The sequence below is a fragment of the Synechocystis sp. PCC 7339 genome, from assembly GCF_019924095.1.
Lineage (GTDB): Bacteria > Cyanobacteriota > Cyanobacteriia > Cyanobacteriales > Microcystaceae > Synechocystis.
In genome coordinates this window covers 2,961,654-2,988,488 of the sequence record NZ_CP063659.1, presented here as the reverse complement: position 1 = coordinate 2,988,488, position 26,835 = coordinate 2,961,654, and the positions used below count along the sequence as shown (strand labels likewise).

Genomic DNA, 26,835 nt, shown 5'->3' with positions numbered 1-26,835 from the left:
GCCCAGCACGTTCAAACTCTGTTGATGAGCCCTTCTGAGCTCTAGCAATCTGTGTTCTATCCATTGTTGGCAAAGGAATCAGGATTATGATGGAAAATCAAGTTAATGAACAAACGGTAACTTCCCAAGGAAATGGGGCCCCGACTACGGGTTATAAATCCGGAATTTGGGACGGTTTGTCGGTGGTGGCTTTAATTGGTGGGGCGATCGCCAGTGTGGTTTTGCCTGCTAACCCAGCGGCTGGGGTCATTCCAGTGGCGGCCGGAGTCGGACTCCATTTGTTTAACCGTAAGCAATTGGAACAGCATTTACTGGCCAATCAACAGGCCACAGCGGCCCAGGTTGTCCAGTTGGTGAACCAAAACCAAGCCCATCTGCAGGAATATCTACAAAAATTCCAAGGGGATATTCAAACTTCCCTGGGTCAACAGCAACAGGCGATCGCCGCTAACCAAGCAAATTTGACCAAGACTTTACAGGAACAGTCCGTTGCCCTCCAAGGGGAATTGCAAGCTTTCCAGGCAACCGCCGCACAGACCAATGAAAGCCTAGAGCACCAACATCAAGACCTAGTTGCTTTGGTTTCGGAGTTGCGCACCATGGAGGGTTGTACCCAAAGTATTGCTGGCTATCCCCATGCCGAGGCCTATTACCAAAGGGGCTTGAGCCATTACCGTTTGGAAGATTGGACCGAAGCGGTGCGGGACTGTACGGAAGCTATCCGCCTCAGGGGAGATTTGGCCGGGGCTTTCCACCATCGGGGCATGGCCTACGCCCGCCTAGATAACCGCAAGCAAGCCACGGACGATCTACGTCAGGCCTACAAGCTCTATTTTGACCAAGGGGATTTGGAAAACTATGAAATAGCCCGGGCTCTCCATAAGCAGTACTATGAAGGGCCAGTGGCAGACCTGGAGCTAGAAGCCCCCCCAGTAATGACCCCAACGGATGCTGTTGGCCATGAAGCTTACATTGCCGATCCAGACCGGGAAATTAAACCCCTGTTGGCGGAAGAAAGTGACACCACAGCGGCCAACCTGTTTGGGTGAACCACTCCTCCCTGCTAAAGCGAGGAAGGGAAATTCCCGCTCGTATCAGTTAAGGCTCCTGTTTCCGCCCCTCGGCTAGGATTTCTCCCATTGCCTCCAAGACAACAACAACAGCGATAATCGCCTGGGACAAAGGTAAGATAGAATCACCCCCTGTCCTAGGCGTGTTTTTTATGGTCGAGACTGCCAATGTGGCGGTTATGCCACTGTTTCCCCGCTCCCAATATAGAATTATTGGACAAATTGGACAGGGACAGTTCGGACGGGTTTACTGTGCTATCCACCGGCTCACGGGGAGAATGTTTGCCCTCAAGGATTTGGAACACCGGGTATTTCCCACTAATAAATTTCTGCGGGAACTGTCCTATCTGCTGACTCTGCGCCATCCCAACATTGTGGCTTGCCATGGCTTGGAATACCATCCCGGGGGGCGCTATTTGGTGATGGATTACTGTGAGGGGGGAACTCTACGGGACATTATCGATGGGGATGGAGATCTATGTGTAGCAGGAAAAATAGACCTAGTACGACAGATGTTACTGGGTTTGGCCCAGGCCCATCAGCATGACATTGTCCACTGTGACCTCAAACCGGAAAATATCCTGTTAATTCCCGGGCGAGAGGGATGGCAGGTGAAAGTATCAGATTTTGGCATTGCTCGCCTGACGGCAAAAACAAGTAATCCCAATTTCGGCAAAGGTTATACTGGTTCCCCCGCCTATATGGCCCCGGAACGCTTCTACGGCAAGTTTTCCATAGCTTCCGACATCTATGCGGTAGGCATTTTGCTGTACGAACTCATTGTCGGCGATCGCCCGTTTTCGGGATTTCCTAAAGCGTTGCAGGCGGCCCATCTCAATACCCGCTTAACTTTACCGCCGGAATTTCCCCCCTTGCTTCGCTCCATTGTCCAACAAGCTTTGGAGAAATTACCCCAACGACGGTTTCCCAGTGCCACAGCCATGGCCAATGCTTTGGCGACGGCTCAAAAACAAGCATTGGAACAGAATTTACCCCAGGGTAGTGGCCATCTTTACCATTACCTTGCCCCGGCCCCGCTAGCTTTTACGGCCACAGCGAAACACAGTACTCCTTTACTATTTCCCGTGAGCCATCTAGCCAGGACAGGACTGTGGTTATATCTGGGCAATGGATCTGAACTATACCTATGGGAATATGGCGACGGCAATTTCGATCACCATCCCTTGCCCCGGTGGTCGTTGGGGTTGCCGGGAACCATGGCTAGTCTGGAGGTTAACCAAGATCAAATTAGCATCTTAATCCAGGGGGGCGAATCGAGAGAATGGCAATTTTACCAATGGCGGGAAACCCGGTTTAGCAATCTTTGCTTACCCAAACCCTGCATCACCTTGCAAGCAGATCACCTGTTAGCCAACCTCGGCCCCGGTGGTAAAACCCTAGCAGTGGTGGTGGGCGATCAAAGCACTGCTAAAGGTTACTTTCAGGTATGGCGGACTGACCCTAGCCTACCGATGGCCCCGGCGGTGCCAACTCGATGTCCTTCCCAATTGCTCACCCTAGATCAAAACCATGGCCTGTTGGTGCAGTCACAATTAACTTCGAGTCGCCGCCAGACTGTTTTTTTCCTCTTTAACCGGCGGGGGTCTGTATTTCCGGCCTTTCGCCTTTCTTTTTTAGTCTCTCAATTGGTGGTTAACCGCTACTCCCGCAACCATCTGTTTGGCTTGGCTGATAATGCCCCTCAAACTGGGATTTTGATTCGCCTGCAACCCCTAAAAGTTAATCACATTGCTTTAAATGTCCAACCCCAATTCATTCAGCCTTTTCCCTGGGGCTATTTGTTGGCCGATCGCTATGGGGAGGTGGCGTTGTTGGACTATGAAGGTTTTTTATTTGGCAATTTTTCCCTAGGGGAAACCATCACGGCGATCGCCCCCATGGGTCGTTATCTCTGCTTGTTTGCTACGTGGCAGGGCAATGGGGGAAATTTACGCCTGCTGGATTTGGGCTCCCAGGTGGAAAACATTATCCGCCAACGCCAGGAAAAACGTTAAAATCGCAGACTGTAACTATTGTTACTTAAGGATAACCACGATCATTTTTTTTGCAATCTAAGGGAATTGAGAACAATGTTTAAACCTGGTTTACTTTTGTCTTTGCTTGTTGTGGGTTGTTTGTTAGTGGTCAGCGGTTGCGGTGGTAGCAATCGGGAAGAGGAAGATAGACAAAATCAACAGAACATGGAACAGCAAGAAAACAGAACTGGAAATGAAAACAATGATACCAATGACAACCAGAATGGTGATGATGACAATAACGACGGCGGTGATGACGACGATGACAACGATGACAACGATAAAGATGACTAAAGCGGCTCGGTTCCAAATACTCCAGTGAAGATCCTTTTCATTAGCAACGGCCACGGAGAAGACCTCAACGCCGGCTTGATTATCGATGCCCTGCAACGGCGATCGCCGGAATTTGTTCTGTTTGCTCTGCCCTTAGTGGGGGAAGGCAAAGCTTATCAACAGAGGGGGATTAGCATCATTGCCCCAACCCAACCTCTGCCCTCCGGGGGGTTAATTTACACGGGCTTTCTGACTTGGTGGCGAGACCTTCTTGGTGGTTTAGTGGGCCTGACCATTAAGCAAATTAAAGCCCTACTCAAACAAAAACATCAATTTGACCTCATTGTGGCGATCGGCGACATTGTGCCCCTGGCTTTTGCCTGTCTTAGTGGTAAGCCCTACCTAAGTTTTTTGGTGGCTAATTCCAGTTATTACGAGGGCCGGTTACCCTTGCCCTTTACTGTGGCCTGGTGTTTAAAATCTCGCCATTGCCTCGGGGCGATCGCCAAAGACCATTTAACAGCGGCGGATTTGGGACAACGGGGTATTAATATTCGTTGTTTGGGCTATCCGATCATGGACGCTCTCCAACCAACGGGCCAGCCATTACAACGGCAAAGCAACACTCTCATTGCCCTTTTGCCCGGTAGCCGGGTGCCAGAAGCGCTACATAATTTGGGTCAACTATTACCCCTCTGTGGAGCCATTGCCCAGGAAAAAGTAGTGGATTTTTGGGCCGCCCTCGTGCCCGCAGTTACGGTGGAGCATTTACAAACCCTGGCGAGGGAGCATGGTTGGCAATACCACGGCGATCGCCTGGAACGAGGTAACTGCACCATTAATCTTTCCTGGCAGCAATTTGCCGACATTTTACAGCAGGCGGATTTAGTGTTAGGCATGGCTGGTACTGCGGTGGAACAGGCCGTGGGTTTGGGTAAGCCAGTGTTACAAATTCCTGGTCACGGCCCCCAATTTACCTATGGTTTTGCGGAAGCTCAAATGCGATTGTTGGGCTGTTCCGTCACCACCATTGGCAAAAATCCCCAGGAAGCCAATTTAATCAATCAAGCTAGTCAGAAAGCTCTGGAAATTTTGGCAGACCAGCATTATCAACAACGCTGTCAGCAGAACGGACAAGAACGCATTGGCCCCCCCGGCGGTTCCCTGGCGATCGCCAACTATGTTGCCGAAACTGCCAAAACTTTGGTCGGCAAGGGGTAGAATGCTGTCAATATAGCCATAATTTACGCCAACTCACCCAGCAGATCGAGGAAAAGTCTTCCCTTTAACAACCGGAAAACCCCCAACAAGATTAGGATAAAAGCATCTAGGCCAATTTTCATCGTCTTCCGTGTATGAGCATCTACGATCCCAATCCAGATCAGTCTCTAGCCAGAATCGAAGCCCTAGAGCGGGAATTGGCCAGCATCAAAGCCAGTAACAACGTCCTGGATATCCAAAATAAAATTCTTAAAGGCTTTATTTCCCTCACCAACGTCTCGGCAGGGCGGATGTTAGTTAAGGCCACGTTGCAAAAAACCATGGAAGCCTCCATTTACCAAACGGGGGCCCAGTTGGGTAGTCTTTTTTTACTAGATAGCGATGGTCGGGTCACAGAGAGTATTTTGGCCCGGGGAGCCACCGACCAAAATCAGAAAAAGAATCTTGTTGGCCAAGTGCTGGATAAAGGACTGGCGGGTTGGGTCAGGGAAAATAAAAGAACGGGGTTAATTAACGACACCACTAAGGATTACCGTTGGTTGAAACTGCCCGACGAACCCTACAATGCGCTGTCGGCCCTAGGGGTTCCCATTGTTTGGGGGGACGAATTGTTAGGGATTTTGACCCTGATGCATTCCCAAGCAGACCATTTCACCCCGGACTGTGCCACCGCCATGGAAAAAACGGCGGAGTTAATTGCCCTAGTCTTGAACAATGCCCGCATTCAAACCAAAAATAAGCAAAATGAGACCCTAATCCAACAGGAAGATGACCTCTTAAACCAGGCTATTTTATGGTTTCCCAGTGTGATTTTCATTTTAGACAACCAGGGGGTATTGCTAAAATGTGGGGGTAAATATTTGGCACAAATTGGCCTTGACCCAAAAAAAAGCATTGGTAAATCAATTTATTATTTGTTACCAGAAGCTAATGAATTAAAAAGTTTGATCAGCCATGCCCTCGCTAACAACGTGATTGAGTCCGTCAGTGTGCAATTGGAACGAGTTGACCATGGCACTTGGTTTTATGATGCTTGGTTTTCCCCCATTTTAGATACCCATGGCCAGGTTGCCCACGTTGTTTGTATGCTTTTGCCGGCCTAGAAAAGTGGATAAAAGTTCAGAATTATCCCTTCCATACCCATCTGCATTTTGGTTACACTCTGGCTGAGGTTTGCCTTTTAACCGGGGGATGTTTTCAAGACCCGTCTCTGGACTTAGGGTGACCAGAATTTTAAAGATAAATTCCACGAGCAATACAACAGAAACTATGAAGAGTTACCGGCTGTTGAAGCAATTATTTTTCTCTACCAAGATTAGCAATAGACCTAAGCAAATTAGACAAAAGTCCGGTTCAGGCAGAGTAAAAATTTATCTCAGTTTGGCGGTGTTTCTTCTCTGTCCCCTCACCCTCTGGGGAACCACCCAGAACTTCAATTTAACCATGATGGCCCTGACTACTTTTTGCATTGCCTATCTGGGCAAAGGAATGCGTCGCCCCAAGCCCAACGATCCATAATTCCCCACCCATCAAACGGAGAAAGTTACCTCCACAGTTTTATCTGGCAACTGTCGCGGATCTTCCCCCTTGGCGATCGCCGTGCGAATTGATTCTACAAAAATATGGATGGTATCGGCGGGGGTGTGATTAAAATTGGAGCCGTATTTTGCGATTACTTCCTGTTGGATAGCAAGAATTTTTAAGTCCTGGGCGATAATCCGTTTCGCAGTCCACCAAACCAAGGGAATGGCAAATAAATTCCAAATTCCATAACTGAAAGCAACGTCTGTATAAACTAGGGTAGATTGTTCCGTTTCGGGCACCGATTGGCTAGTAATAAACAAATGGCGTTGGGAATTAAATTTATATTCCACAGAAGTGATATTCGGCATCATAAACCGATCAGTATGACTAATCTCATTGCCCTGGGAATTGAGAAATTTGCTCCACCATCCCAAATTATTATTTTCGTTATGGTACTCAGCTTTGACTTGTCCTTGATGGCGATGCACAGTCATTTGTATAGCTTGCCGTTGGGCGGTGCGAAAAATACCTGGATGCACCGAAGCGGTGTGGGGAATGTCAATGAAATTCTCAACGCAGTTAGTTACATTATTGGCAAATTGGTGGATTAGCCTTATCCTCTGCCAACCTTTTTCGCCATACTGGGGTAGAGCAAAAGGGGGTTGAATAGGGTTTCCTAAACAGACATAAATAAAGCCTTCCTGTTCCATAGTTTGATAACATTTTGTCTGCAAATTTTCCCTTGGTTTAAACTGCTGACCTTCCGCTGGCACACCAATGACTTGGCCTCGATGATCATAAATCCAACCGTGGTAAGGACAGTGAAGATTTCCTTGCTTTAAAGAACCGCAGGAAAGGCGACTATGGCGATGGACACAACGATCTTCCAAGGCGATCGCCATGCCATGCCGATTTCGAAAAATTGCTAACCATTGTCCCAAAATTTGCCGAGCCAAAACTTGACCGGGCTTTAAATGCCTACTTTCTGCCACCACATACCAAAAATTTTCAAATTTCATCGCTTTGATAGGTTGTAATCGCAATATTTCCTGTTAATTTAATTTGACAAGCCAACCTAGCCTGGGCATTATCGGGGGCCAGAATAGCCAACAGCTCCCTTTCTTCGGCCTCTGGAGCAGGGACTTCTCCTAAGACTTTCACCAGACAGGTACCACATAATCCTGTGCGACAACCGAATAAAATTGGCGAATTCTCCGGGGTTAAATATTCCCCTAGGCGAGCATTAAATTGTAATGATAGGGGTAAAAAATTACTTTCAGGGAAGGAAATTACGCAATTATTCATAACGTTCTAAGTTGGCGATCGCCTACGTATGACCATACCAATCAGTCTGCTGCTGTTTCCTGAATAATTCCAATGGATAAAGTCGAGCTAAGGAATGGGAATGGCATCAATCTGCAATTTAATCTTTTCATCGGGATAGCTCGCTAAACGAATTGACACACTACGCACCGAATCCGGCAGCGGCCCGAATAGTTCAATGGTGCCGTTATAAACCTGGCGATCGCCGGGTAAAGCAGAGGGAAAAGAATCGGCAAAGGAGCTCAACAAATTATTATCCTGATCCCTGACTTCCAAAAAACTGTACAAAAACTCCACCTCTTCCGTGCCATTGTTCTGCAAACTCACCGCCAATTTGAGCCTACGGCGATCGTGAATAACATTCTCTACCCGCATCAACACCCCTTGATTTTCTTGACTAACTAGGGGCTCTGAAGCATTAGAATCTAGGACTTTTTTTCCGTATCCGTCTCCGCCTGGGATTTTTCTTGCTCCGGATCTGCCTGGTTAGCATTAGTGGAGTTAGCGTCCCCCTTAGGCATTTTCTGTTGTTTTTTGATATATTCCCTAGTTTCCTTGGCCACCTGTTGAATATTCACTGGTTTGAACCCCGCACCGGAATCCGACCCATCTTTGGCCTTTTCCTCATCCGTGGGCGGGATAATAAACTGCTCTATGGGATTGCTGGGCGGTTGCACAACTCCCTCCAGAGCCGCATCCCCCAATTTATAGCTAATAAAAGCCGTGCCCCCTATACAAGCCACCACCGCAACGAATAGGGCTGGGGGACTAAAGACCAAATTACCAAAATTGGATTTAGAGCGATGCTTCGCTTTAACGACCTTATTAGCCATGGAAAAAGGTAGAGAAACTTAATTAGAACTGGGCAACACCATCTAGCGGTCCACCGATCCCATGATAATGTCGATGCTACCGAGGATTGCCATGATGTCCGCCACCTTTACCCCCTTAAGAATGTGGGGCAAAATTTGCAGGTTGTTGAAGTCCGCAGAACGGATTTTCCAACGCCACGGAAACACGTCATCATTGCCTTGGATGAAAATGCCCAACTCTCCCTTCCCGCTCTCCAAGCGTACGTAGTGTTCGCCAGCCGGAATTTTGAAAGTGGGGGCAACTTTCTTGGCGATGTACTGGTATTGGAAATCATTCCACTCGGACTTTTTGCCTTCCTGGAGTCGCTTGGCTTCCAGATTTTCGTAGGGGCCACCGGGCATGGCTTTGAGGGCCTGACGAATGATTTTGACTGATTCCCGCATTTCCCGGATACGCACCAAGTAACGGGCAAAACAATCCCCAGCGGTTTCGTACTGTACTTCCCAATCAAGCTCGTCGTAGCATTCGTAATGGTCTACCTTACGCAGATCCCATTTCACCCCGGAACCCCGGAGCATGGGCCCCGATAACCCCCAATTAATGGCTTCTTCCCTGGTCACAGTGCCCACCCCTTCTACCCGGCGACGGAAAATAGGGTTGTTGGTAATTAATTTTTCGTACTCGTCAACCTTGGGCAAAAAGTAGTCACAAAAGTCCTCGCATTTGTCATTCCAACCGTAGGGTAGATCCACAGCAACCCCACCGACGCGGAAATAGTTATTGTTGATCAACCGCATACCAGAAGCGGCTTCCCACAGGTCATAGATCATTTCCCGTTCCCGGAAAATATAAAAGAACGGCGTTTGGGCTCCCACATCTGCCATAAAGGGACCAAGCCAGAGTAAATGGTTGGCAATGCGGTTCAGTTCCAGCATAATCACCCGGATATACTGGGCCCGCTTGGGCACTTCAATGTCGGCTAGCTTTTCCGGAGCATTGACAGTGATGGCTTCGTTGAACATACCGGCGGCGTAGTCCCAACGACTAACGTAGGGAACATACATAATGTTGGTACGACTCTCAGCAATTTTTTCCATGCCTCGGTGCAAGTAACCAATCACCGGTTCACAGTCCACCACGTCTTCCCCATCTAGGGTCACAATCAGACGTAACACCCCATGCATCGAAGGGTGATGGGGCCCCATGTTGAGCACCATTGGTTCAGTTCTGGTTTCAATCTTGGTCATACCCGGTAAACTGCTATCGGCAGGGATGTGGTGTGGTTGAATGAAAAAATCTCTTTAGCAAATGATATGGCATGGCCCTTGGGGAGGCAAGGCATTACCAGGGTTGAATGATCCCCAACGGCCTTTTGGGGGAAACCGGCCTACAATATTCAAAGTTTTGTTGTTTTGCTTCCAATGTGCTGGAGCGGGGTGTGGTTTGAAAAATTTTTCCGGTGGCATGAAAAAATTAACGTCCTTTCCTTTCCCTTCCTTCAAACCCCTCAAGTCTTCTGAACGTTCTTCCCGACCGGCGATCGCCAGTCGTTGGCGGGTTTCCCGTAAATGGGCCTTGATGTTAATTCCCCTTGCTTCTATTGGTAGTATTCCGCTGTTATTGGCCTGGAGTGGCTATGGTGAAGACGCCAATGCGATCGCCAATGGCAAAACGAATAATGGCACCGAAGTAATGGCCGACATGGCCGGGGAAGAACTAATTAAAACCCTGCCGCCTCTGAGTCAAATTCCCGCTCCTCCCCAGGATTCAGCTTCTGGCTTAAAGAGTCCCCGCCCCATCACAGCGGCAAACCTGGGAAAAGGCTCTCCAGGGACAACCACGGAGGCAACAGATAATGCCCCCAGTGCCACTGTGCAGTCCAGTAACGGCAATAATTCCTCTGTTCAAAATAGTGCTCCCAGTGCTCCGTCCCCGTCAGCTCGCCCAGCCCCAGTGCCCACTACTCCCCAGACCGCGGCGGCTCCTCCTAACCTGGCTACCCCGGTGGACTACACTCCCCCGCCGTTAGAAATTCGGGTGGGTATTCAACGGGATGTGCCCAGCGTGGCGATCGCCGTTTCTAGCCAGGGATATCTACAGAATCGTCAAGGGCAAGGGCTGATGAGCCTCAGTCCGGGACAAAGTCTTAACGTCACCGCCCAGGGCAATAGTCTGCTGATCAACGGTCGCTCGGTTTCCGGCGTAGTCTGGTTTACGGCCGACGCCAATGGCTATTTGGCCGTAGGCGATCGTTGGTACCGGGGAAGGGTGTTGTTAGTGCCCCGGGGAGATAAGGTTTTGGCGGTTAACTATGTCAACTTGGAGCATTATCTAACCAGTGTGGTTGGCAGCGAAATGCATTCCACCGCCCCCACCGAAGCCCTCAAAGCCCAGGCGATCGCCGCCCGTTCCTATGCCCTAGTCCATATGGTGCGGCCTGCCAGCCAATGGTTTGACCTGGGGGACACCCAACGGTGGCAAGTGTACAAAGGCATCGGTAGTGAGCAGGGCCCTTCCCATAATGCCGTTACTGCCACCCTGGGCCAGGTGTTGAGCCATAACGGGGGAGTGGTGGAATCCCTCTACGCGTCCACAGACGAAATTGTCGCCCGGGTACACAAAGGTAAGGGCATGAGTCAGTATGGCGCCTACGACTTGGCCCGCCAGGGTTATAACTATCAGCAAATTCTCAACCGTTACTATCCTGGGGTGGAAGTGGCCCGGGTAGTGTTAAAAAATTGATTCCCTTTTTGGCTGATTGCTTACCCAGCCTTCCCCGGTTTTTCGATAAAGTATAGGAAGTTACCGGTTAACTAAAGCAAACTTCTTTTCATCGGAAATAAAACCATGAGCACCCAAGATAAAGCCAGGGAATTGCTGGCCAAGGATCGTCAGAACGAAAGTCAATTGCAGGAAAATATGGTGGCTCGGGCGACGGAAACAGAACTGACCGTAGCGGAAGATTTGGATGAGAAAGCCAGAGAGTTGTTAACCGAAGAACGGCAACAGGAAAAGCACGTGGAAGAAACCATGCTCAGCCGTTCCACCGAGGAATTGAGTTAGTGAGACCAAATGGTTTTCAGAAACCATGGCCCAAAAGCTTGTTTTCAGGGTTTCAGTTGGCGACCTAAATCTCCCCGCTAAAGCGCTGGCAATTCCGGGGAACTTTGCGTTTACCCCAAAACTTGGGGGAACCGGGGGCGTTTAAAACAATCTCTAAAACTCAATCCCTGGTTGGGCCTTAACATTTTGTTCTCGGAAGGGGTGCTTGACCAGGGTCATTTCTGTGACCAAATCGGCCCGGTCGATTAATGGCTGGGGCGCTCCCCGGCCCGTCAAAATAACGTGATTAGATTCCGGCTTTTCTTCTAGGCCCGCCAGTACCGTTTCTACGTCCAGATAGCCAAGCTTTAACGCCACATTTACTTCATCTAATAGGAGCAGTTGGTAATCGGGATTGCGGATATACTCCAGGGCCTTTTGCCATGCTGCATGGGCGATCGCCTGGTCCCGCTGCCGGTCTTGGGTTTCCCATGTAAAACCTTCCCCTAGAGCTAAAAAAGTTAATTGATCTTGCCAAGGAGCAAAGGCCGCCTTTTCCGCCGGTTCCCAAGCCCCTTTGATGAATTGAATAATGGCCACCTGATAACCATGGCCCAGGGACCGCAACACCATCCCTAGGGCGGCGGTGGTTTTGCCCTTGCCGTTGCCAGTGTGAACAATTACCAGACCCTTCTCCGCCTTGGCCGCCGCAATGCGCTCATCCTGTAAAGCTTTGCGCTTTTGCATCTTAATTTTGTACTGCTCATCGGACAGGGAATTGGCCATGATAACTGTTAAGAATTTCTGCAAAAATTGTAACTCTTGCGGGGGACAAATGTTAAGAGTTTGTTGTGAAAACTGCGATGATCCCCATTTTTATTTACGATAATAATAGATTAAAAACCTAATTTTTTAGAAAAATCTCTAGCAATAGAGGGGGTATAAAAATGGATATCAATCAATATTTTGCCAATTGTAGCGACGATTATCTCGATTCTGAACAGAATACCTCTGAGCAATTTTTATTCTCAGATCTAACGGGATCAGAGGATGATGACATTTTTTTTGATGGCTTAATTGACCGGGATACGGGTTTTGGTCATGTGGTCAGACTGATGAGAATGCCCCACCTGGACAATGGCAACCTCAGCGGTGGTGATCCCGATGACAATTGGTATCAAGCAGAAGTTGTGGGGGAAGAAGCAGTGGGCGGCGACAATCCTACCCCCGATCAGAATGTGACGGAAGGATTACTGCAATCCATGGGCATTGCCAGTGTGGACGGTCGCCCGGTGGCCACGGTGAGAAACTTTGGGGCTAGGGATCAACGTCGTTGGGAACTGGATCCCGATTCCGCTGAAGATCATCAAAATCCCCAGGACGAAGACTGAATTTAAATTCAAGTTTTGGGTAGAAAGTTTTGAGGTAGAGCGATTAGAATCAGGGCTGAACTATTTACCGCTCCGGTAGCTGTGATTTTTAGCGTCTGCCTTTTGCATGACTGAATTACCCCCCAATCCTAATTCCACCGTTGTTTCCCGTCGCACTGCGCTCAAACTTTTGGGGGTGGGTACCCTGGGGGGGGCCATTGGTTATTCCCGCTTAGCTAAGCCCCAACCCGCTCGATACCATAGCGATCGCCTAGATTTACCGCAATATTTATCCCAACCCAAGTCCGTGGTGGTGGTGGGGGCCGGTTTGGCTGGTTTAGCTTCAGCCTATGAACTGAGCAAGCGGGGCTTTAAGGTTACCCTGTTGGAGAAATCACCCAATTTGGGCGGTAAGGTAGCAGGCTGGCCCATCCAAGTGGGGGAAGAAACCTTTCAGATGGAACACGGTTTCCACGGCTTTTTTCCCCAGTATTACAACCTCAAAGGCATTGTTAACGAGTTGGCGATCGCCGACAATTTTCGTTCCCTAGATTTCTATTCCCTGGTGTTTAAGGAAGGCTATGAGCCGGAGGTATTTCGTCCGAGCCATTCCGCCTTTCCCTGGAATATTGTTGATCTGACCATTTCTTCTCCCAATCGGTTGCGTTGGGGCATTAACTTAACCAAGCCTTCCCATTGGCAAGTTTTTCGGGCCATTACGGGTTTCCAAATTCCCAAAAGCTATGACCAACTGGATGGCATCACCGTCAGTGATTGGGTGGCAAAGGGATTTCCCCAGGGTTTGTACGATCTTTATTTTCTCCCCTTTGCCAAATCTAGCTTGAATGCCCCCGACGTGTTGAGTGCGGGGGAGTTGATGCAGTTTTTCCACTTTTACTTTTTCGGTAATCCTGAGGGCCTAGCTTTCAACGGTACCAAGGACGATATGGTGACCAGTTTAGTCATGCCCATGGTGCAGTCCATCAAAGCCCATGGGGGGAAAATCATCACCGAAGCCACCGTCAGTGCAATTAATTGTGACCAGGGTTTAATCCAATCCCTCCAATATGTGCAGGGGGATGATCCCGTCAGCGATGTGCCCTTTACTGTGCCCCGCAATGAGTTGCTCTCCCAGGCAAGCCCAGGGGAGGATGTTTATTACGGCGCTGGCGATCGGGTTTATTGGGCTAAGCCAGAAGGAAAAGAAGCTCTATCCCTCACCTGTAGTCACCAGGGTTGTACCGTTGCCAAACAGGAAAACGGCCAATTTATCTGTCCTTGTCATGGAGCTGTGTATGATGCCGATGGTCAAGTGATCCAGGGGCCAGCCAAGCGTAACTTAGCTAAGTTTGCCGTTAAACCGGGGAGCAGTGCCAAGGAAGTACAGTTAGTTTCCCGCACCAAGGGCAAACCAACGGAGCAAACCCTCAAGGCGGATTATTATGTGCTAGCAGCGGACGTGGTGGGCATGAAAAACCTGGCCGATCGCCTGGGGGGAGATGTTAGTTTTCAATTGGTGCAACAAGTGAAACAATTAGCCGTGGCGGATCCCTTTGCGGTGGCCCGGTTTTGGTTTGACCAAGATTTTGAATGGCCCCATAGCAATTTTGCCTCCCTGTCCGGTTATCGTTTGACCGATAGCATTACCCTCTATCACCGCATCCAAAATCAATTTATTGCCTGGGCAGAACGCACCGGGGGCAGTGTGGTGGAGTTACATGCCTATTGTTACAAAGAGAAAGAGTTTCCTACCCAAGGGGATTTACTAACTACCTTTGAGCGGGAATTGTACGAAATTGTCCCCTCCCTAGCCACTGCCAACCTACTACATCGGGAATTGGTCAACCAAAAAAATTTCTCCGGGTTTCCCCCCAACAGCTACGGCGATCGCCCGGAGACGGAAACTGTGGTGCCCAATCTTTTGTTTGCTGGAGATTGGGTGAAAATGCCCTTTCCCTGCGGTTTGATGGAGCGGGCCATCAGCAGTGGATTATTATCGGCCAACGCCATCTGTCATCGGGAGGGTTTGCAACGGCGGGAATTGTTGACGGTGATGCCCGAGGGAATTTTGCAAATTTAGCCCCTGGGCCGTTTATGCCTGGAGACATTAGGCATTAGTTGAGCCACCGGCTTGGTTAATTTTCTCCGGCCAATTTCAACAGCGGAAAGCTCAGGGCCAGGGGAACCAGGGCAAGGTGCTATTCCGTCTCCCTGGGGTATGTGGTAGTGCTGGGATTAATCTAGTTTGCTCGGGGTTTCGTTGGCTAGTGTTAGCCTAGCAGGGTGGTTGTGGGGAGTAAATAGCACCTGAAATTATGGTCACCGATCGCCAAAAGTCTGAATCCCCCTTGGGGTTGCCCCGGTTGGCTAAGCATTCCAGGGCATTTTTTTCCTGGCCAATGGTGGTGGGCTTGGGCAGTGGTGTAGTGGTGGCGATCGCCGGGACCGCAACCTACGGCCATTATTGGGTACAGCGAAACGTCTCCCCCTTGGTGGGGCAAGCGGTGGAACATTTTTTAAATCGCCCGGTGGAATTGGGGCCATTGACCAGTGTTTCCCTCACCCATCTAGAATTTGGTGCCACTAGCATTCCGGCCACCCCTAGCGACCCCAACTGGGTGCAACTCCAGGGTTTAAAAATTAGCTATAACCCCTGGCAATATCTCCAAGATGAACATCTTGGGTTGACCATTACCGCCATGGAACCCCAGGCTTATTTTGAACAGGGGCGATCGGGCCAGTGGTGGCACACCGCCATAGGGCAACTGGCAGATGATTTTCCCTTCCAATTGGAAAAATTAATTGTCCGTCGGGGTCGGGGTACTGTGGTTAGTCGCAATGCTCGCCAAGCCTTCAATCAACCCATTCAATTGCGGTTAAACAATGCCCAATTTTGGCAAGAATCGAGCCAAGATATTTTCCACTTTCGCCTCCAAGGTCAACTATTACCCCTGGTGGAGCGCCGTAGTTACCTAAATTTGCAGGGCCGTATTGATGCAGCCCAGGAAAATCTGCAACTCCAGGTCAAAAGTCGCCATTTACCCCTCACTCCCCTCAAGGAAATTTTGCCCCTGCCCCTGGATTTTCAAGGGGGTAGTCTGGATAGTGAACTGGCGATCGCCGTTGAGGATCAACAACTAGTTTCCCTGGATGGGGAAGTGGATTTACACCAAGCTAGTTTGAAATTGCCCCAACTGGCCCGCCCCCTCACCGCCATTAATGGCCCCCTGATTTTCCAAGGTCGTAAAATTCAACTGGGACAAGTGCAAGGGCAATTGGGGGAGATTAAAGCCAAAAGCCAGGGTTACATAGATTGGCAAGATGGCTTCAACCTGGCGATCGCCACCGCACCGTTGGCAGTCAACAAAATTTTCCAGGGGTTACAGTTTCCCCCCGCCACTGTCCCCATTAGTGGTCAATTAAGTTCCACGGTAGCCATTCAGGGGCCGCTGGAAAACCCGCAAATTAAAGTTGACCTGCAAAAGGCAGGCAAAAATCCCCTCCAGATTGAAAACCTCGCCCTACAGGATCTCCAAGCTCACCTCGACCTAGAAGGCGATCGGGTGGTGGTGAAAAATTTTCAGGCCCTACCTCGCAGCGGCGGCAACTTAAGCGGCTCAGGGCAAATTCAAGTCCGAAGGAAGGGGAATAACTTGGATTGGCAACCGTTCCAACTGCAAATTCAGGCAAATAAAGTTGATGTGAAACCCTGGTTAGAGGGGGATTTAAGCACCCCATTGCCCTCAGTGTTACCCCTATCAGGGCAAGCTCAAATCACAGGAAAACTATCCGAACCTCGTACTTGGGAGGCCCAGGCCCAAGCCAATGTTTCCTTAGCAGGGGGATTACTTAAAACCGAAGACTTTGTTTACCAAGGGGGCCAATGGCAAGGCCATTTTCAACTGCAAAATTTATCCCTAGGGAATTTAGACACAGCATCAATCCCAGACAGTTTGAAGCAGGGTAAACTCCAAGCCCAGGTGTGGGCCCAGGGAAATCAAAAATATCAGTCGCCGTTGCAATTACAGGGTCAAGGGCAAGTGACTTTACCCCAGGGCGCTGTGGCGATCGACCAATTTCAACTCCAGGGGAAACAATGGCAAGGGGTGTTTGCGGCGAAAAATATTGCCTTGGCAACCTTGCCTGGTATGGATAGATCCTGGTCAGGAACTTTAACTGGCAACTGGACTGGCCAAGGGCACCTGGATCAACCCATGCACCAATGGAATTTGGTTGGTTCTGGGCAATGGCACTCTCCCCAGGGAACGGTGGACATTCAACAATTCAGGGTAGAGGAGGAAAACTTCAGCGCCCAACTGAGTACAGAGGGTATAGATTGGCAGGCTTTACGCATTAGTCAACCGGGACAGGTAGCGGGGCGATTAAACCTAACGGGGGAATGGACTGGGGAAACGGCTCAGTTAAAAAACTTAAAAGGAAATTTGACCAGCTCCCAGGGGTGGCAATTATTATCGGATCCCGTCACTGTGGCCTTGGACTGGCAGGGCTCCCAACTTAAATTGAGCCAACTCCGTAGCAATGGTTTAAATGCCCAGGGAAATATCCAAATTCCCATTGCCAAGCTTAAACCAGGTTTTGATTTTCAAGCGGGAATAAAAGCTATGGACCTCCAGATGGAGGCAAATCGTTTACCCCTGGCCAAAATTATTTCCACTCCCCAGGCGGCCCCCTGGGCGGGAAATTTAGATTTTAAGGGACAGGTGACGGGCTCCGGCTCCCAACCCCAATGGCAAGGACAATTGGCGGTGCATCGTTTGCAGTTAGGGAAGTTCAAATTTGTGCCCCATTTAAGCGGCGAGGTAAAAAAAGATCTGGAAGGCATACAATTAGCTCTCCAGGGAGAAGGGGAGCAAATTCGCCTCAGTTTAGACCCGAAGCAACAACCCACAGCGGTGTTATGGGAGCGGGGGCCATGGCAACTAGCGGGGCAAAAACAAACAAACCAGTGGTCTTTAACGGCCCGTTCCTTACCCCTGGAGGCTTTACAAAATAGTTTGCCCTTAGCTCTAACCCTTGTGTCCCATGGGGACAACTCTTTAACCGATTCCTTGGCAAAACTCCAGAGTCAACCTTGGGGAGGGGAATTGTCGGGGCATTTTCAACTTGACCTGGCCAAAAAAACGGCGATCGCCACTAGGGTTAATATCCAGCAACCCCGGTGGGGCAATTTTAGTGCCCAGAATTTGGCCGGTAATTTCCGCTACGGCCAGGGGCAGTTAACGGTGGACAGTGGTCGTTTACGCCATGGCCAGAGTACGGTTTTGATTCAGGGACAAGCTGATTTCCAAGGCGATCAACCCCGGTGGGGCGGGGAAATTAGTTTCCGTCAAAGCCGGATTGAAGATGTTTTAACGGCTCTGCAACTGTTCACCTGGGAAGATTTTGGCCGGGGTTTTCAGCCCCCCTCCTACGGCACAGCGAAGGATCTGTACGGTGCCATGGGGCAAGATTTGGACCAAGAAAATTTGCCGCCGTTGGTTAGTGTGGGCAATGCCCTGGATGACCTAGCGACTCAATTTAAGCAACTGGCCCTGAGTGAAACTAGCTTGACGTCAACGGAGACAAACCAGGACTCTTTACCAGATTTAGAGCAACTGCGGGGACAATTGCAAGGCAAAATCACCGTGGAGAAACGGGGAGACTCTCCCCTGGCGGCCGACTTTAGTTTGTTGGGTCAACAGTGGCAATGGGGGGACCATGGCCTGGAGCAATTACAATTGGCCGGGCGCTGGCAGGAGGATAATCTCAGCCTTGCTCCCCTAGAATTACGCAGTGGCGATCGATTTTTGCGGGTCACTGGGTCACTGGGACCGCAGGGCCAACAGGGACAAATTCAACTCCATCAACTACCCCTTGGCCCCTTGGCCAAAATTTTGCATTTCCCTGCCCACCTCGCTCCAGAAGGAGATGTATTTGCTGATTTTCGCCTCCAGGGTAGCCGGCAGAATCCGCAGTTTCAGGGCAAAGTGCAGATTAAAGATAATCGTTTTGGCCCCTTGGCCCTGGAAAAAACCGAGGGAGATTTTAGTTACCAAGCCGGTCGTTTAGATTTTCAATTACAAAGTCTGGTTAATTCCCTCACGGAACCGTTGCAACTACAGGGTAGTGTTCCCTATGTCTTTCCCTTTGCCAGCCAAGCCCCCAACAGTAATCATTTTTCCCTGGCATTAAAGTTAAAAAATGACAGCCTGAAGTTGATTAACCTCTTCAGCCATGGGCAATTAAGTTGGCTAAGCGGTCAGGGGGAAGTGGATTTAGCTTTGTTGGGCCGCCTTGATCCCTATAATCAAACTCTGTACCAACTCCAGGGGCTAGGGGAAATCACCATTCAAAATGGGGCGATCGCCGCTGAGATGTTACCGAATAAGCCCCTAACCCAGGTCAATGCCAACATTGTGGCGGACTTAAATACGCTCCAGGTGACCAATTTAACCGGGCAAATCAGTGGCGGCAGCTTAGCCATGGTGGGCAGTCTACCCCTGCAAAATCCCTTACCCAATCTAGACCAAGGTTTACGACTGAGCTTGAATAATTTGGCGGTGGATGTGCCCAATCTGTACCAAGGAGCCCTGGGGGGATTGGTGCAAATTACTGGCACGGCGATCGCCCCCCAAGTGGGAGGTCAGTTAGCCCTGGGCAATGGCAATATTTCCGTAGGACAAACTCTGCCCGCTCTGGGTTCTGGTGCTCCTTCCCATCGGGGCCTGAGGTTCAATAATTTAAACTTAGTGTTGGCGGAAAATGTCCGGGTGCAAAATTTACCCTTTCTTGATTTTGCTGCCGGCGGCCAAGTGACCCTGAATGGTACACCGCAAAATTTGCGTCCTGAGGGGGAAATTAAGCTCAAAGGAGGCCAGGTGAATTTGTTTGCCAGCCAATTAAGATTGGATAATAACCAAAATAACAGCGTTTATTTTCTGCCCCAGCGGGGTCTTGACCCCTATCTAGATTTATATTTGCTCAGTTCCGTCAGTGAAACAAGCCGCAACATCACCAACCGCAGTCCTCTTTCCTCGGAGGTGCCAGAACCCTTCAGTGCCACCCAGGACAGCCTGCAAACGGTGCGCATCCAAGCCCACATCAATGGCTACGCCAGTGAAATCAACCAAAATATCCAGTTAACCAGTACACCCCGGCGATCGTCCCAGGAAATCATTACCCTGTTGGGAGGTGGTGTGCTCAGTACCCTTGGTCAGGATAGTACCCAAACCACGGTTGGGCTAGCTAATTTGGCTGGATCGGCAGTGTTGGGCCCAGTCCAGGGACGCATTGGTGAGGCCCTGGGGCTAAGTGAATTTCGCATTTTTTCCACCCCCTTAATGAACGAAGGCGATCGCCTCCAGGGCAATCAAATCGGGGTTGCAGCAGAGGCAGGCATTGACCTTACCCCCCAATTGGGAGTTTCGGTGCAAAAAATCATCAACTCCGATCGCCTACCCCAGTGGGGCTTAGAATACCGGGTTAACGACAGCACTGTGATCCGGGGTTCCAGCAATTTCCAAGACGACAGCCGGGGCATAGTGGAATTTCAAAAACGGTTTTAACCCTTACTAGCTATTCTCCGGCAAGATAATTTGGGTAACTTGGCAAGTTGCGGCCACCAAGACAGCACCCCCCAAAGCCTCGTCTTATTTCCGAGCACTGCCTCAAAATTGACTGACTGGCGATCGCTAATCCCAGTGGCTAGGGATCTCAATTTTGTTGGATACTATTGCCGTGGGACAATTTGCCCGCTGTTTTTCCTTGGTAAGGGTATCGACTTAAATGCTTCCTAAAATTTCTTTGGCCGCGGTGGGCTTAACGGTGGGGGGAATCCTCACCGTCACAGGTTTTGTGGCCTATGCTCTGGACTATGCCACTCTCAATTTGGCTGGTTTTTTCTATGGCATTCCCCTGGTATTGGGGGGATTGGCCCTGAAGGCAGCGGAGTTGAAACCCATCCCGTTTAGTCAGCCGACCCCGGAAAAAATCATCGCCTTACGGAATCAACTGGCCACACCCACCCAAAACCAAATTCGTAAGGATGTGACCCGTTATCGTTACGGGCAGGAAGCCCACTTGGATGAATCCCTGGAGCGCCTAGGTTTGAGCCCCACCGATGAAGAAAGACCAGTACTGACTAGCCTTTTGGAACAGGACTGGGAAGGAAAATACGTGCTCACCCTAACCTTCACCTCCCCCTTTATTAGTCTAGAAACTTGGCAAGAAAGGCAGGAAAAAATTGCTAAATTCTTCGGCCCAGACCTGGAGGTTACCATCGCCAAACCGGAAGAAAAAGTAGTGACGGTGAACTTAATTTCCCAATTAGCCCTCCCGTAATTTATCCAGCACCGAACGATCCTCCAAGGTAGAAGTATCCCCAGAAATTTCTTGCCCTGAGGCCAAACTCCGCAAGAGACGGCGCATAATTTTACCGGAACGGGTTTTGGGCAACACATCAGTGAAACGGATTTCCGCCGGCCTGGCGATCGCCCCAATTTCCTCCGTAACATGTTGGATTAATTCTTTTTTGAGGTCATCGTTGGGTTCCTGGCTACCATCTAGGGAAACAAAGGCAAAAATGGCTTCCCCAGTCAATTCATCGGGACGGGCCACCACCGCCGCTTCCGCCACTAGGGGATGGGAAACCAAAGCGGATTCAATTTCCATGGTGCCCAAACGGTGGCCAGAAACGTTGATGACATCGTCCACCCGACCCATCACCCAAAAATAACCATCCTTGTCCCGGCGGGCTCCATCTCCGGCAAAGTAAAAATGTTGTTCCCCCTGGGGTTGGATATGTTCCCAATAGGTGGAGCGAAAACGATCGGTGTCGCCGTACACGTCCCGAATCATACTAGGCCAGGGTTGTTTGATCACTAAAAAGCCACCCTGACCAGACTCTACGGGGTTGCCATCTAGATCAACGATGTCCGCCACAATGCCTGGAAAAGGTCGAGTGCAGGAGCCCGGTTTGGTAGGGATGGCTCCGGGTAAAGGAGTGAGCATAATGCCGCCGGTTTCCGTTTGCCACCAGGTATCTACAATGGGACATTTGCCGCCGCCAATGACCCGGTGATACCACATCCAGGCTTCCGGGTTAATGGGTTCTCCCACGGTGCCCAGTAAACGAAGGGAAGATAAATCCCTGGCGTTGGGCACAGCTTCCCCCATGCGAATAAAGGCACGGATAGCGGTGGGGGCAGTGTAGAAAATATTCACCCCATATTTTTCAATCACGTCCCAAAAACACCCAGGATTGGAGGGACGGGGCACCCCTTCATACATTACCGTGGTAGCCCCGTTGGACAGGGGGCCGTAAACAATGTAACTGTGCCCAGTAATCCAGCCCACGTCGGCGGTACACCAATAAACGTCCGTGTCTTTGAGGTCAAAAATCCATTTGGTGGTCATGTGGGTGTAAAGGTTATAACCTCCGGTGGTGTGGACCACGCCCTTCGGTTTACCCGTACTGCCGGAAGTGTAGAGAATGAACAGCATATCCTCACTGTCCATGGGTTCCGCTGGGCAATGGGCCGATTGTTGGGGTTGGAGTTCATGCCACCAGTGGTCCCGCCCCGCCGTCATGGTCACATCAGCTTTGGTTCTTTGCACCACGATGACGTTTTCCACGCTGGGGGCACCGTGTTCCAGGGCCTTGTCCACTTCCTGTTTGAGGGCGATCGCCTTATCTTTACGAAAACCGCCGTCGGCAGTGATGACCAATTTCGCTTCAGCATCCACTAACCGATCCCGCAGGGCTTCCGCACTAAACCCACCAAACACAACGCTATGGGGCGCACCGATACGGGCACAGGCCAACATGGCGATCGCCGCTTCGGGGATCATGGGTAAATAAATGGCCACCCGATCTCCTTTTTGTACGCCCAAACCTTTCAGGGCATTGGCAAACTGACAAACTTCCCGATGCAGTTCCCCATAGGTAATTACCCGGGAATCCCCCGGTTCCCCCTCCCAGATAATGGCCGCCTTATTGCGCCGCCAACTATGCAAATGTCGGTCTAAACAGTTATGGGAAATATTCAACTGGCCACCGACAAACCATCGGGCAAAGGGAGGTTGCCAGTCCAGCACCCGGTCCCATTTTTTAAACCAATGCAATTCCTGCTCCGCCAGTTCCCCCCAGAACTTCTCTGGATTGTTCGCCGCCCGGCTGTACAGTTGCTCATACTCCCGCCCACTGCGCACATAGGCCTGTTCACTAAACTCCGTGGGGGGATTAAAAAGTCGCTCTTCCTGGAGGATGGATTCAATGGTATCTGACATGGTTCTCCGTCTTGGTCGTCAATGGCCCTGGGCCCAACGTTGACGATTGTCGCAAAATTTTTTGCCCTTTCCCCGAATTTGTAACTTTTTGTATTTCTTTGCCTCTGCTGTTTACCCTGGGGGCGGCCTAGGATAGAAGAAGGAAGCCAGTATTGATTGCAGTTCGTTTGGCAGTGGGGAGCAAGAGAAATTACACCCTTGATGGGATTCCAGCCATAACCCCTTACTCGGAGATTTACACCATGAAACTCAACTATCTACTCACGGCGATCGCCACCCTTGGTATTTTGACCAGCTTTACCCCCGGCGCCGACGCCCAATTTCGTAACTATAATCGTTACGGCAATTACAACAACAACAACAACCCTGGCGATCGGATTGGCACCCCAGGCTTTAGCCAGCCGATTTTTATGCCTAATCGCGGCAATACCTATAATACCTATCCCAACGGTTACTACAGAGGCTACAACTACAACCGCAATTATCGGGGTAAGGAAGAATTAACCATCATCAATGGTGGTAATAATTGTGTCAACTGCCGGGTGAATGGTTGGGAGCGTCGGGATAATAATAATTGGCACCATCGACGCCATCGCAAAGAGTATTTTTATTACTAATATTTCCCCTTGGTTGACGGCCATAAAAAATCCCTGTTTAACCTCAATTAAGTCAACAGGGAGATGATTGTTTTGGGGAAAATTTGACGCTGGTTGAAAAATAGCTTAACACCGTCAAATCATTGCCTAGGCTTTATTAGGCAACGCCGTTTCTGGGGGGAGCTTAATGTCCTTAGCTAAGCCGAGGAAAGATAGGACTTTGATGGTCATCCACGTTAAATCCACTTCCCACCACTGCAAACCATGGCGAGCGGAGTATTGGTAAGCGTGGTGATTATTGTGCCAGCCTTCCCCAAAAGTTAACAAAGCCACCCACCAACAATTACGGGAATAATCATTGGATTCGTGGCTAACGTAGCCGAATTTATGGGTAGCACTATTGACAAACCAAGTGAAGTGGAAAACAAACACGAGGCGGACAAAAATGCCCCAAATAACAAAGGGCCAGCCCCCTAAAGCAAACAAAATTAAGCCCAGGACCACTTGAATAGGAACTAAATTATTCTGGCAAAATTGATAAAATTTATCGTCTTGAATATCTTTGGTGTAACGGGGAATATCCTGTTTGGCAGGAATTTCAAACATCATCCAGCCCATGTGGCTCCACCAAAACCCTTTATTGGAGTCGTGGGGATCGGGATTAGTATCGGAAAATTTGTGGTGCATGCGGTGTAAACCAACCCACTCGAATACGCCCCCCTGACAGGCTAGGGTGCCACAGACTACGAAAACATATTCCAACCACTTAGGGACGTTAAAACTACGGTGGGAAATGCAACGGTGGAAACCCAGGGTAATGCCAACACCGCCGGTAATCACATAGAGTAAGAAAGCCACCCCCACTGCTTTCCAACTAAAAAACTGGGGGAGGAAAGCCAACAAGGCCACCAAGTGAATGGAGGTAAAAAAGAAGATCACAGTCCAAGCAGGAGTTAGCTTAGGCTTGGAATCGTTGGGAAGAGCAGCAGTCATGAAAAAAACCTAACGAAAAAACGTAATAATTGGCGCTTGCTAAAAACGATTAAACTATTGTGGAAAAGTTTGCTTAAATATAGGTATTCAATGTTTAATGGGTTTAACATCGCCGGGATTTACCAATCAGCAAAGAAAATCGAATCGGTGATGATCTCAGAGATTGGAAGATAGTTTAAGGGGAATTCCCAAACAAGCTCAAAAGTTAAATAATGTCTTAATGAAATATTCCAGCTTCCTTAAACAAGCAGAAGAAAACCTAGTCCCAATCTTTTCGGAAATCGACACAAAGGTCAAGCAAAATCTGTACAAAGTCATAGAGGCTTTTCGCCACCATCGGGTAGGGGTACAACATTTTGCCGGGGTGAGTGGTTATGGCCACGATGACCTGGGCAGAGATACCCTGGATGGGGTTTTTGCTCAAGTGATGGGGGCAGAGTCGGCCGCTGTACGGGTACAGTTTGTGTCCGGAACCCATGCGATCGCCTGTGCGTTGTACGGCATTTTGCGACCAGGGGATGAACTACTGTCGGCGGTGGGCTCTCCCTACGACACCCTCGAAGAAGTGATTGGTCTTAGGGGAAGTTGTCAAGGCTCCCTCGCTGACTTTAACATTTCTTATCGTCAATTGCCCCTTGCGGCGGCCGGCACAGTGGATTGGCAAGGGCTGGAAACGGCAGTGCGTCCAGAAACTCGCTTAGTTTTAATCCAACGTTCCTGTGGTTACAGTTGGCGCCCCAGTTTGGCGATCGCCGACATTGCCAGAATTATTAAAATTGTCAAAGCCCAAAATCCCCACACCCTTTGTTTTGTGGACAACTGCTATGGGGAATTTATCGAATTACAAGAACCTACGGCGATCGGGGCAGATTTGATGGCAGGCTCTTTGATCAAAAATCCTGGGGGCACCATTGTCACCGCTGGGGGGTATCTGGTCGGGAAAGCCGAGTGGGTAGAAGCGGGGGCCTATAGATTGACCGCTCCAGGCATTGGTTTGGAAGGGGGAGCCACTTTTGACCAAAATCGTCTCCTATACCAAGGCCTTTTCCTTGCGCCCCAAATGGTGGGGGAAGCGATGAAATGTAATCATTTATTGGCCTATGTGTTTGACCAATTGGGCTACCCGGTTAACCCGGCCCCGCTGGCCCCCCGCCGGGATGTAATCCAAGCGATTCAGTTGGGCAGCCCAGAAAAATTAATTGCTTTTTGCCGGGCACTCCAAGGGGCTTCCCCCATCAGTTCCTATCTCCAGCCAGTGCCGGCCGCCATGCCTGGTTACGCCAGTGAGGTGGTGATGGCGGGGGGCACATTTATTGACGGCAGTACCTCCGAGTTGTCCGCTGACGGCCCATTGCGGGAACCCTACACCGTTTTTTGCCAGGGAGGTACCCACTGGACCCACATGGCGATCGCCCTGGAGGAAATCTTGACCGCCTTTGAAGCGCTGGAAAAGGACGAAAAATATTGAATTATCAGGACGTCAGCCGTTTAGGGAAGTGGTCTGTGGACACCCCAAGAACGCAGTTGCTGAGCCTAGAATCGGGTTAGCTGGTCAAAACAGCCACAGTATTTGGAGGCGTGATTGACACGATTGGTTATGAAAAATTATTATTCTGCCCTTTTGGGTCGCCCCGCTAAAGTTGCCCTAGTTGCCCTAATTTTCGGTGGATTGGGCCTAGCGATGCCCAGCTACGGCCAGGAAACCCAGACCTACTACTGCTCTCCGACCGAAACGCTGTTGATTAAAATGGTGGCAGGCCCTGCCATTGAAGTTACCCTACCGGATGGGCGGACAATGGTGCTCCCCCAAGCAGAATCAGCCTCTGGCACTAAGTACAGTAATGGTTCCCTGACGGTTTGGTCTAAGGGTAATACCGCCCTAGTGGAGGAAGGCGGCACCGTTAAATGGCAGGATTGCGTCAAAATCTAGTCACCTTCATCTTCATCCCTTCATAGGACATCAATGTCATGGTCAATAATTTTCCTGCTCACCCCCGGCGATCGCCCGTCGCTTTATTGGCAACCCTACTAAGTTTTTGGGCTGTGGCGTTGGTGTTTGCCCCTGCCCAGGCTGGAGAAGTGGAAAGTCCGAATAATCCCTTTGGTTATGAAGATGCCGATCAAAGAGATTACGAAAATATGAACCAGGAAGATTATCAGGATTTAACCGACGAAAAATCCGTCAATGACAATAGCCTAGATTACGAACAAGACAATCAGTATGAGAATGACAACCAGTATGAATATGAAAATCAAGATGATGTGAAGTATCGCAACATGAACTAAT

At 49.8% G+C, this 26,835-nt stretch carries 24 protein-coding genes; 16 read left to right on the top strand and 8 right to left on the bottom strand.

Annotated features, from left to right (window positions below):
- The first annotated feature begins 86 nt into the window (after window positions 1–86).
- The 6 genes from IQE94_RS14130 (at window position 87) to IQE94_RS14105 (ending at window position 6,118) form a co-directional block, all read left to right on the top strand.
- Window positions 87–1,049 carry a tetratricopeptide repeat protein gene (locus IQE94_RS14130; RefSeq protein ID WP_223342172.1) on the top strand — a complete coding sequence of 321 codons (963 nt, stop codon included), beginning with the start codon at window positions 87–89 and terminating at the stop codon, window positions 1,047–1,049.
- Between the two features lie 173 nt (window positions 1,050–1,222).
- The gene (locus tag IQE94_RS14125) at window positions 1,223–3,085 is read left to right on the top strand and encodes a serine/threonine-protein kinase (protein WP_223342171.1); all 1,863 of its coding nucleotides are present in this window, start codon (window positions 1,223–1,225) and stop codon (window positions 3,083–3,085) included.
- A gap of 75 nt (window positions 3,086–3,160) precedes the next feature.
- Window positions 3,161–3,400 (top strand): hypothetical protein, encoded by a 240-nt coding sequence (locus tag IQE94_RS14120; protein WP_212720850.1) that lies wholly within the window; start codon window positions 3,161–3,163, stop codon window positions 3,398–3,400.
- A gap of 24 nt (window positions 3,401–3,424) precedes the next feature.
- Window positions 3,425–4,600 (top strand): lipid-A-disaccharide synthase-related protein, encoded by a 1,176-nt coding sequence (locus IQE94_RS14115; protein ID WP_212720852.1) that lies wholly within the window; start codon window positions 3,425–3,427, stop codon window positions 4,598–4,600.
- A 134-nt stretch (window positions 4,601–4,734) separates the two neighbouring features.
- Complete coding sequence (locus IQE94_RS14110) at window positions 4,735–5,703, top strand: GAF domain-containing protein (RefSeq protein WP_212720854.1); 969 nt, start codon at window positions 4,735–4,737, stop codon at window positions 5,701–5,703.
- A 166-nt stretch (window positions 5,704–5,869) separates the two neighbouring features.
- A complete protein-coding gene (locus IQE94_RS14105) occupies window positions 5,870–6,118 on the top strand; it encodes a hypothetical protein (protein WP_212720856.1) in 249 nt (82 codons plus the stop codon).
- Between the two features lie 11 nt (window positions 6,119–6,129).
- On the opposite strand, the gene IQE94_RS14100 is transcribed toward IQE94_RS14105, so the two are convergent.
- The 5 genes from IQE94_RS14100 to IQE94_RS14080 form a co-directional block, all read right to left on the bottom strand.
- A complete protein-coding gene (locus IQE94_RS14100; RefSeq protein ID WP_212720859.1) occupies window positions 6,130–7,143 on the bottom strand; it encodes an aromatic ring-hydroxylating dioxygenase subunit alpha in 1,014 nt (337 codons plus the stop codon).
- The gene (locus IQE94_RS14095) at window positions 7,133–7,429 is read right to left on the bottom strand and encodes a 2Fe-2S iron-sulfur cluster-binding protein (RefSeq protein WP_212720863.1); all 297 of its coding nucleotides are present in this window, start codon (window positions 7,427–7,429) and stop codon (window positions 7,133–7,135) included. Before IQE94_RS14095 ends, IQE94_RS14100 begins: the two co-directional genes overlap by 11 nt.
- 87 nt (window positions 7,430–7,516) lie before the next feature.
- Window positions 7,517–7,822, bottom strand: coding sequence for a hypothetical protein (locus IQE94_RS14090; protein ID WP_212720864.1), 306 nt, complete (start codon window positions 7,820–7,822; stop codon window positions 7,517–7,519).
- A 50-nt stretch (window positions 7,823–7,872) separates the two neighbouring features.
- Window positions 7,873–8,280: a hypothetical protein gene (locus IQE94_RS14085; RefSeq protein ID WP_212720865.1), complete on the bottom strand. Its 408-nt coding sequence runs from the start codon at window positions 8,278–8,280 to the stop codon at window positions 7,873–7,875.
- Between the two features lie 42 nt (window positions 8,281–8,322).
- Window positions 8,323–9,507 (bottom strand): NAD(P)H-quinone oxidoreductase subunit H, encoded by a 1,185-nt coding sequence (locus tag IQE94_RS14080; RefSeq protein ID WP_010872566.1) that lies wholly within the window; start codon window positions 9,505–9,507, stop codon window positions 8,323–8,325.
- A 196-nt stretch (window positions 9,508–9,703) separates the two neighbouring features.
- On the opposite strand from IQE94_RS14080, the gene IQE94_RS14075 reads away from it, so the two are divergent.
- Together IQE94_RS14075 and IQE94_RS14070 are read left to right on the top strand one after the other, a co-directional pair.
- Window positions 9,704–11,002, top strand: coding sequence for a SpoIID/LytB domain-containing protein (locus IQE94_RS14075; protein WP_223342170.1), 1,299 nt, complete (start codon window positions 9,704–9,706; stop codon window positions 11,000–11,002).
- A 105-nt stretch (window positions 11,003–11,107) separates the two neighbouring features.
- Window positions 11,108–11,323, top strand: a complete 216-nt coding sequence (locus IQE94_RS14070; protein ID WP_212720867.1) for a hypothetical protein — start codon at window positions 11,108–11,110, stop codon at window positions 11,321–11,323.
- A gap of 153 nt (window positions 11,324–11,476) precedes the next feature.
- Here IQE94_RS14070 and cobO read toward each other — a convergent pair whose 3' ends face one another.
- Window positions 11,477–12,088, bottom strand: coding sequence for a cob(I)yrinic acid a,c-diamide adenosyltransferase (gene cobO, locus IQE94_RS14065; protein WP_212720868.1), 612 nt, complete (start codon window positions 12,086–12,088; stop codon window positions 11,477–11,479).
- 161 nt (window positions 12,089–12,249) lie between these two features.
- Between cobO and IQE94_RS14060 the strand changes: the two genes are divergently transcribed.
- The 4 genes from IQE94_RS14060 to IQE94_RS14045 all read left to right on the top strand — a co-directional run bounded on the left by IQE94_RS14060 (window position 12,250) and on the right by IQE94_RS14045 (window position 21,012).
- Entirely contained in the window at window positions 12,250–12,693 is a 444-nt protein-coding gene (locus IQE94_RS14060; protein WP_223342169.1) for a DUF6335 family protein, read from the top strand.
- Window positions 12,694–12,799: 106 nt separating this feature from the next.
- Window positions 12,800–14,752: an FAD-dependent oxidoreductase gene (locus IQE94_RS14055; protein WP_223342168.1), complete on the top strand. Its 1,953-nt coding sequence runs from the start codon at window positions 12,800–12,802 to the stop codon at window positions 14,750–14,752.
- A 235-nt stretch (window positions 14,753–14,987) separates the two neighbouring features.
- Complete coding sequence (locus IQE94_RS14050; RefSeq protein ID WP_223342167.1) at window positions 14,988–20,237, top strand: translocation/assembly module TamB domain-containing protein; 5,250 nt, start codon at window positions 14,988–14,990, stop codon at window positions 20,235–20,237.
- A gap of 220 nt (window positions 20,238–20,457) precedes the next feature.
- A complete protein-coding gene (locus IQE94_RS14045) occupies window positions 20,458–21,012 on the top strand; it encodes a DUF2854 domain-containing protein (protein ID WP_212720871.1) in 555 nt (184 codons plus the stop codon).
- On the opposite strand, the gene acs is transcribed toward IQE94_RS14045, so the two are convergent.
- The gene (acs, locus tag IQE94_RS14040; RefSeq protein WP_223342166.1) at window positions 20,998–22,959 is read right to left on the bottom strand and encodes an acetate--CoA ligase; all 1,962 of its coding nucleotides are present in this window, start codon (window positions 22,957–22,959) and stop codon (window positions 20,998–21,000) included. The genes IQE94_RS14045 and acs overlap by 15 nt on opposite strands.
- A gap of 242 nt (window positions 22,960–23,201) precedes the next feature.
- Here acs and IQE94_RS14035 point away from each other — a divergent pair, with 242 nt between their 5' ends.
- A complete protein-coding gene (locus tag IQE94_RS14035; RefSeq protein WP_212720873.1) occupies window positions 23,202–23,576 on the top strand; it encodes a hypothetical protein in 375 nt (124 codons plus the stop codon).
- Window positions 23,577–23,702: 126 nt separating this feature from the next.
- Here IQE94_RS14035 and IQE94_RS14030 read toward each other — a convergent pair whose 3' ends face one another.
- On the bottom strand, window positions 23,703–24,548 hold the full coding sequence (locus tag IQE94_RS14030; RefSeq protein WP_223342165.1) for an acyl-CoA desaturase: 846 nt from the start codon (window positions 24,546–24,548) through the stop codon (window positions 23,703–23,705).
- Between the two features lie 220 nt (window positions 24,549–24,768).
- Between IQE94_RS14030 and IQE94_RS14025 the strand changes: the two genes are divergently transcribed.
- The 3 genes from IQE94_RS14025 (at window position 24,769) to IQE94_RS14015 (ending at window position 26,834) form a co-directional block, all read left to right on the top strand.
- Window positions 24,769–26,016, top strand: coding sequence for a methionine gamma-lyase family protein (locus tag IQE94_RS14025; RefSeq protein WP_212720874.1), 1,248 nt, complete (start codon window positions 24,769–24,771; stop codon window positions 26,014–26,016).
- A gap of 129 nt (window positions 26,017–26,145) precedes the next feature.
- Window positions 26,146–26,478: an MliC family protein gene (locus IQE94_RS14020; RefSeq protein WP_212720875.1), complete on the top strand. Its 333-nt coding sequence runs from the start codon at window positions 26,146–26,148 to the stop codon at window positions 26,476–26,478.
- A gap of 38 nt (window positions 26,479–26,516) precedes the next feature.
- Window positions 26,517–26,834 carry a hypothetical protein gene (locus IQE94_RS14015; RefSeq protein WP_223342164.1) on the top strand — a complete coding sequence of 106 codons (318 nt, stop codon included), beginning with the start codon at window positions 26,517–26,519 and terminating at the stop codon, window positions 26,832–26,834.
- Window position 26,835: the final 1 nt, after the last annotated feature.

Excerpts from the sequence above, each read along its gene's own strand:
- IQE94_RS14100 (WP_212720859.1), bottom strand. The coding sequence starts at position 7,143 with ATGAAATTTGAAAATTTTTGGTATGTGGTGGCAGAAAGTAGGCATTTA.
- IQE94_RS14060 (WP_223342169.1), top strand. The coding sequence starts at position 12,250 with ATGGATATCAATCAATATTTTGCCAATTGTAGCGACGATTATCTCGAT.
- IQE94_RS14105 (WP_212720856.1), top strand. The coding sequence starts at position 5,870 with ATGAAGAGTTACCGGCTGTTGAAGCAATTATTTTTCTCTACCAAGATT.
- IQE94_RS14095 (WP_212720863.1), bottom strand. The coding sequence starts at position 7,429 with ATGAATAATTGCGTAATTTCCTTCCCTGAAAGTAATTTTTTACCCCTA.
- IQE94_RS14125 (WP_223342171.1), top strand. The coding sequence starts at position 1,223 with ATGGTCGAGACTGCCAATGTGGCGGTTATGCCACTGTTTCCCCGCTCC.
- IQE94_RS14035 (WP_212720873.1), top strand. The coding sequence starts at position 23,202 with ATGAAACTCAACTATCTACTCACGGCGATCGCCACCCTTGGTATTTTG.
- IQE94_RS14030 (WP_223342165.1), bottom strand. The coding sequence starts at position 24,548 with ATGACTGCTGCTCTTCCCAACGATTCCAAGCCTAAGCTAACTCCTGCT.
- IQE94_RS14055 (WP_223342168.1), top strand. The coding sequence starts at position 12,800 with ATGACTGAATTACCCCCCAATCCTAATTCCACCGTTGTTTCCCGTCGC.
- IQE94_RS14085 (WP_212720865.1), bottom strand. The coding sequence starts at position 8,280 with ATGGCTAATAAGGTCGTTAAAGCGAAGCATCGCTCTAAATCCAATTTT.
- IQE94_RS14120 (WP_212720850.1), top strand. The coding sequence starts at position 3,161 with ATGTTTAAACCTGGTTTACTTTTGTCTTTGCTTGTTGTGGGTTGTTTG.
- IQE94_RS14050 (WP_223342167.1), top strand. The coding sequence starts at position 14,988 with ATGGTCACCGATCGCCAAAAGTCTGAATCCCCCTTGGGGTTGCCCCGG.
- acs (WP_223342166.1), bottom strand. The coding sequence starts at position 22,959 with ATGTCAGATACCATTGAATCCATCCTCCAGGAAGAGCGACTTTTTAAT.
- cobO (WP_212720868.1), bottom strand. The coding sequence starts at position 12,088 with ATGGCCAATTCCCTGTCCGATGAGCAGTACAAAATTAAGATGCAAAAG.
- IQE94_RS14070 (WP_212720867.1), top strand. The coding sequence starts at position 11,108 with ATGAGCACCCAAGATAAAGCCAGGGAATTGCTGGCCAAGGATCGTCAG.
- IQE94_RS14045 (WP_212720871.1), top strand. The coding sequence starts at position 20,458 with ATGCTTCCTAAAATTTCTTTGGCCGCGGTGGGCTTAACGGTGGGGGGA.
- IQE94_RS14020 (WP_212720875.1), top strand. The coding sequence starts at position 26,146 with ATGAAAAATTATTATTCTGCCCTTTTGGGTCGCCCCGCTAAAGTTGCC.
- IQE94_RS14015 (WP_223342164.1), top strand. The coding sequence starts at position 26,517 with ATGGTCAATAATTTTCCTGCTCACCCCCGGCGATCGCCCGTCGCTTTA.
- IQE94_RS14080 (WP_010872566.1), bottom strand. The coding sequence starts at position 9,507 with ATGACCAAGATTGAAACCAGAACTGAACCAATGGTGCTCAACATGGGG.
- IQE94_RS14130 (WP_223342172.1), top strand. The coding sequence starts at position 87 with ATGATGGAAAATCAAGTTAATGAACAAACGGTAACTTCCCAAGGAAAT.
- IQE94_RS14090 (WP_212720864.1), bottom strand. The coding sequence starts at position 7,822 with ATGCGGGTAGAGAATGTTATTCACGATCGCCGTAGGCTCAAATTGGCG.
- IQE94_RS14025 (WP_212720874.1), top strand. The coding sequence starts at position 24,769 with ATGAAATATTCCAGCTTCCTTAAACAAGCAGAAGAAAACCTAGTCCCA.
- IQE94_RS14110 (WP_212720854.1), top strand. The coding sequence starts at position 4,735 with ATGAGCATCTACGATCCCAATCCAGATCAGTCTCTAGCCAGAATCGAA.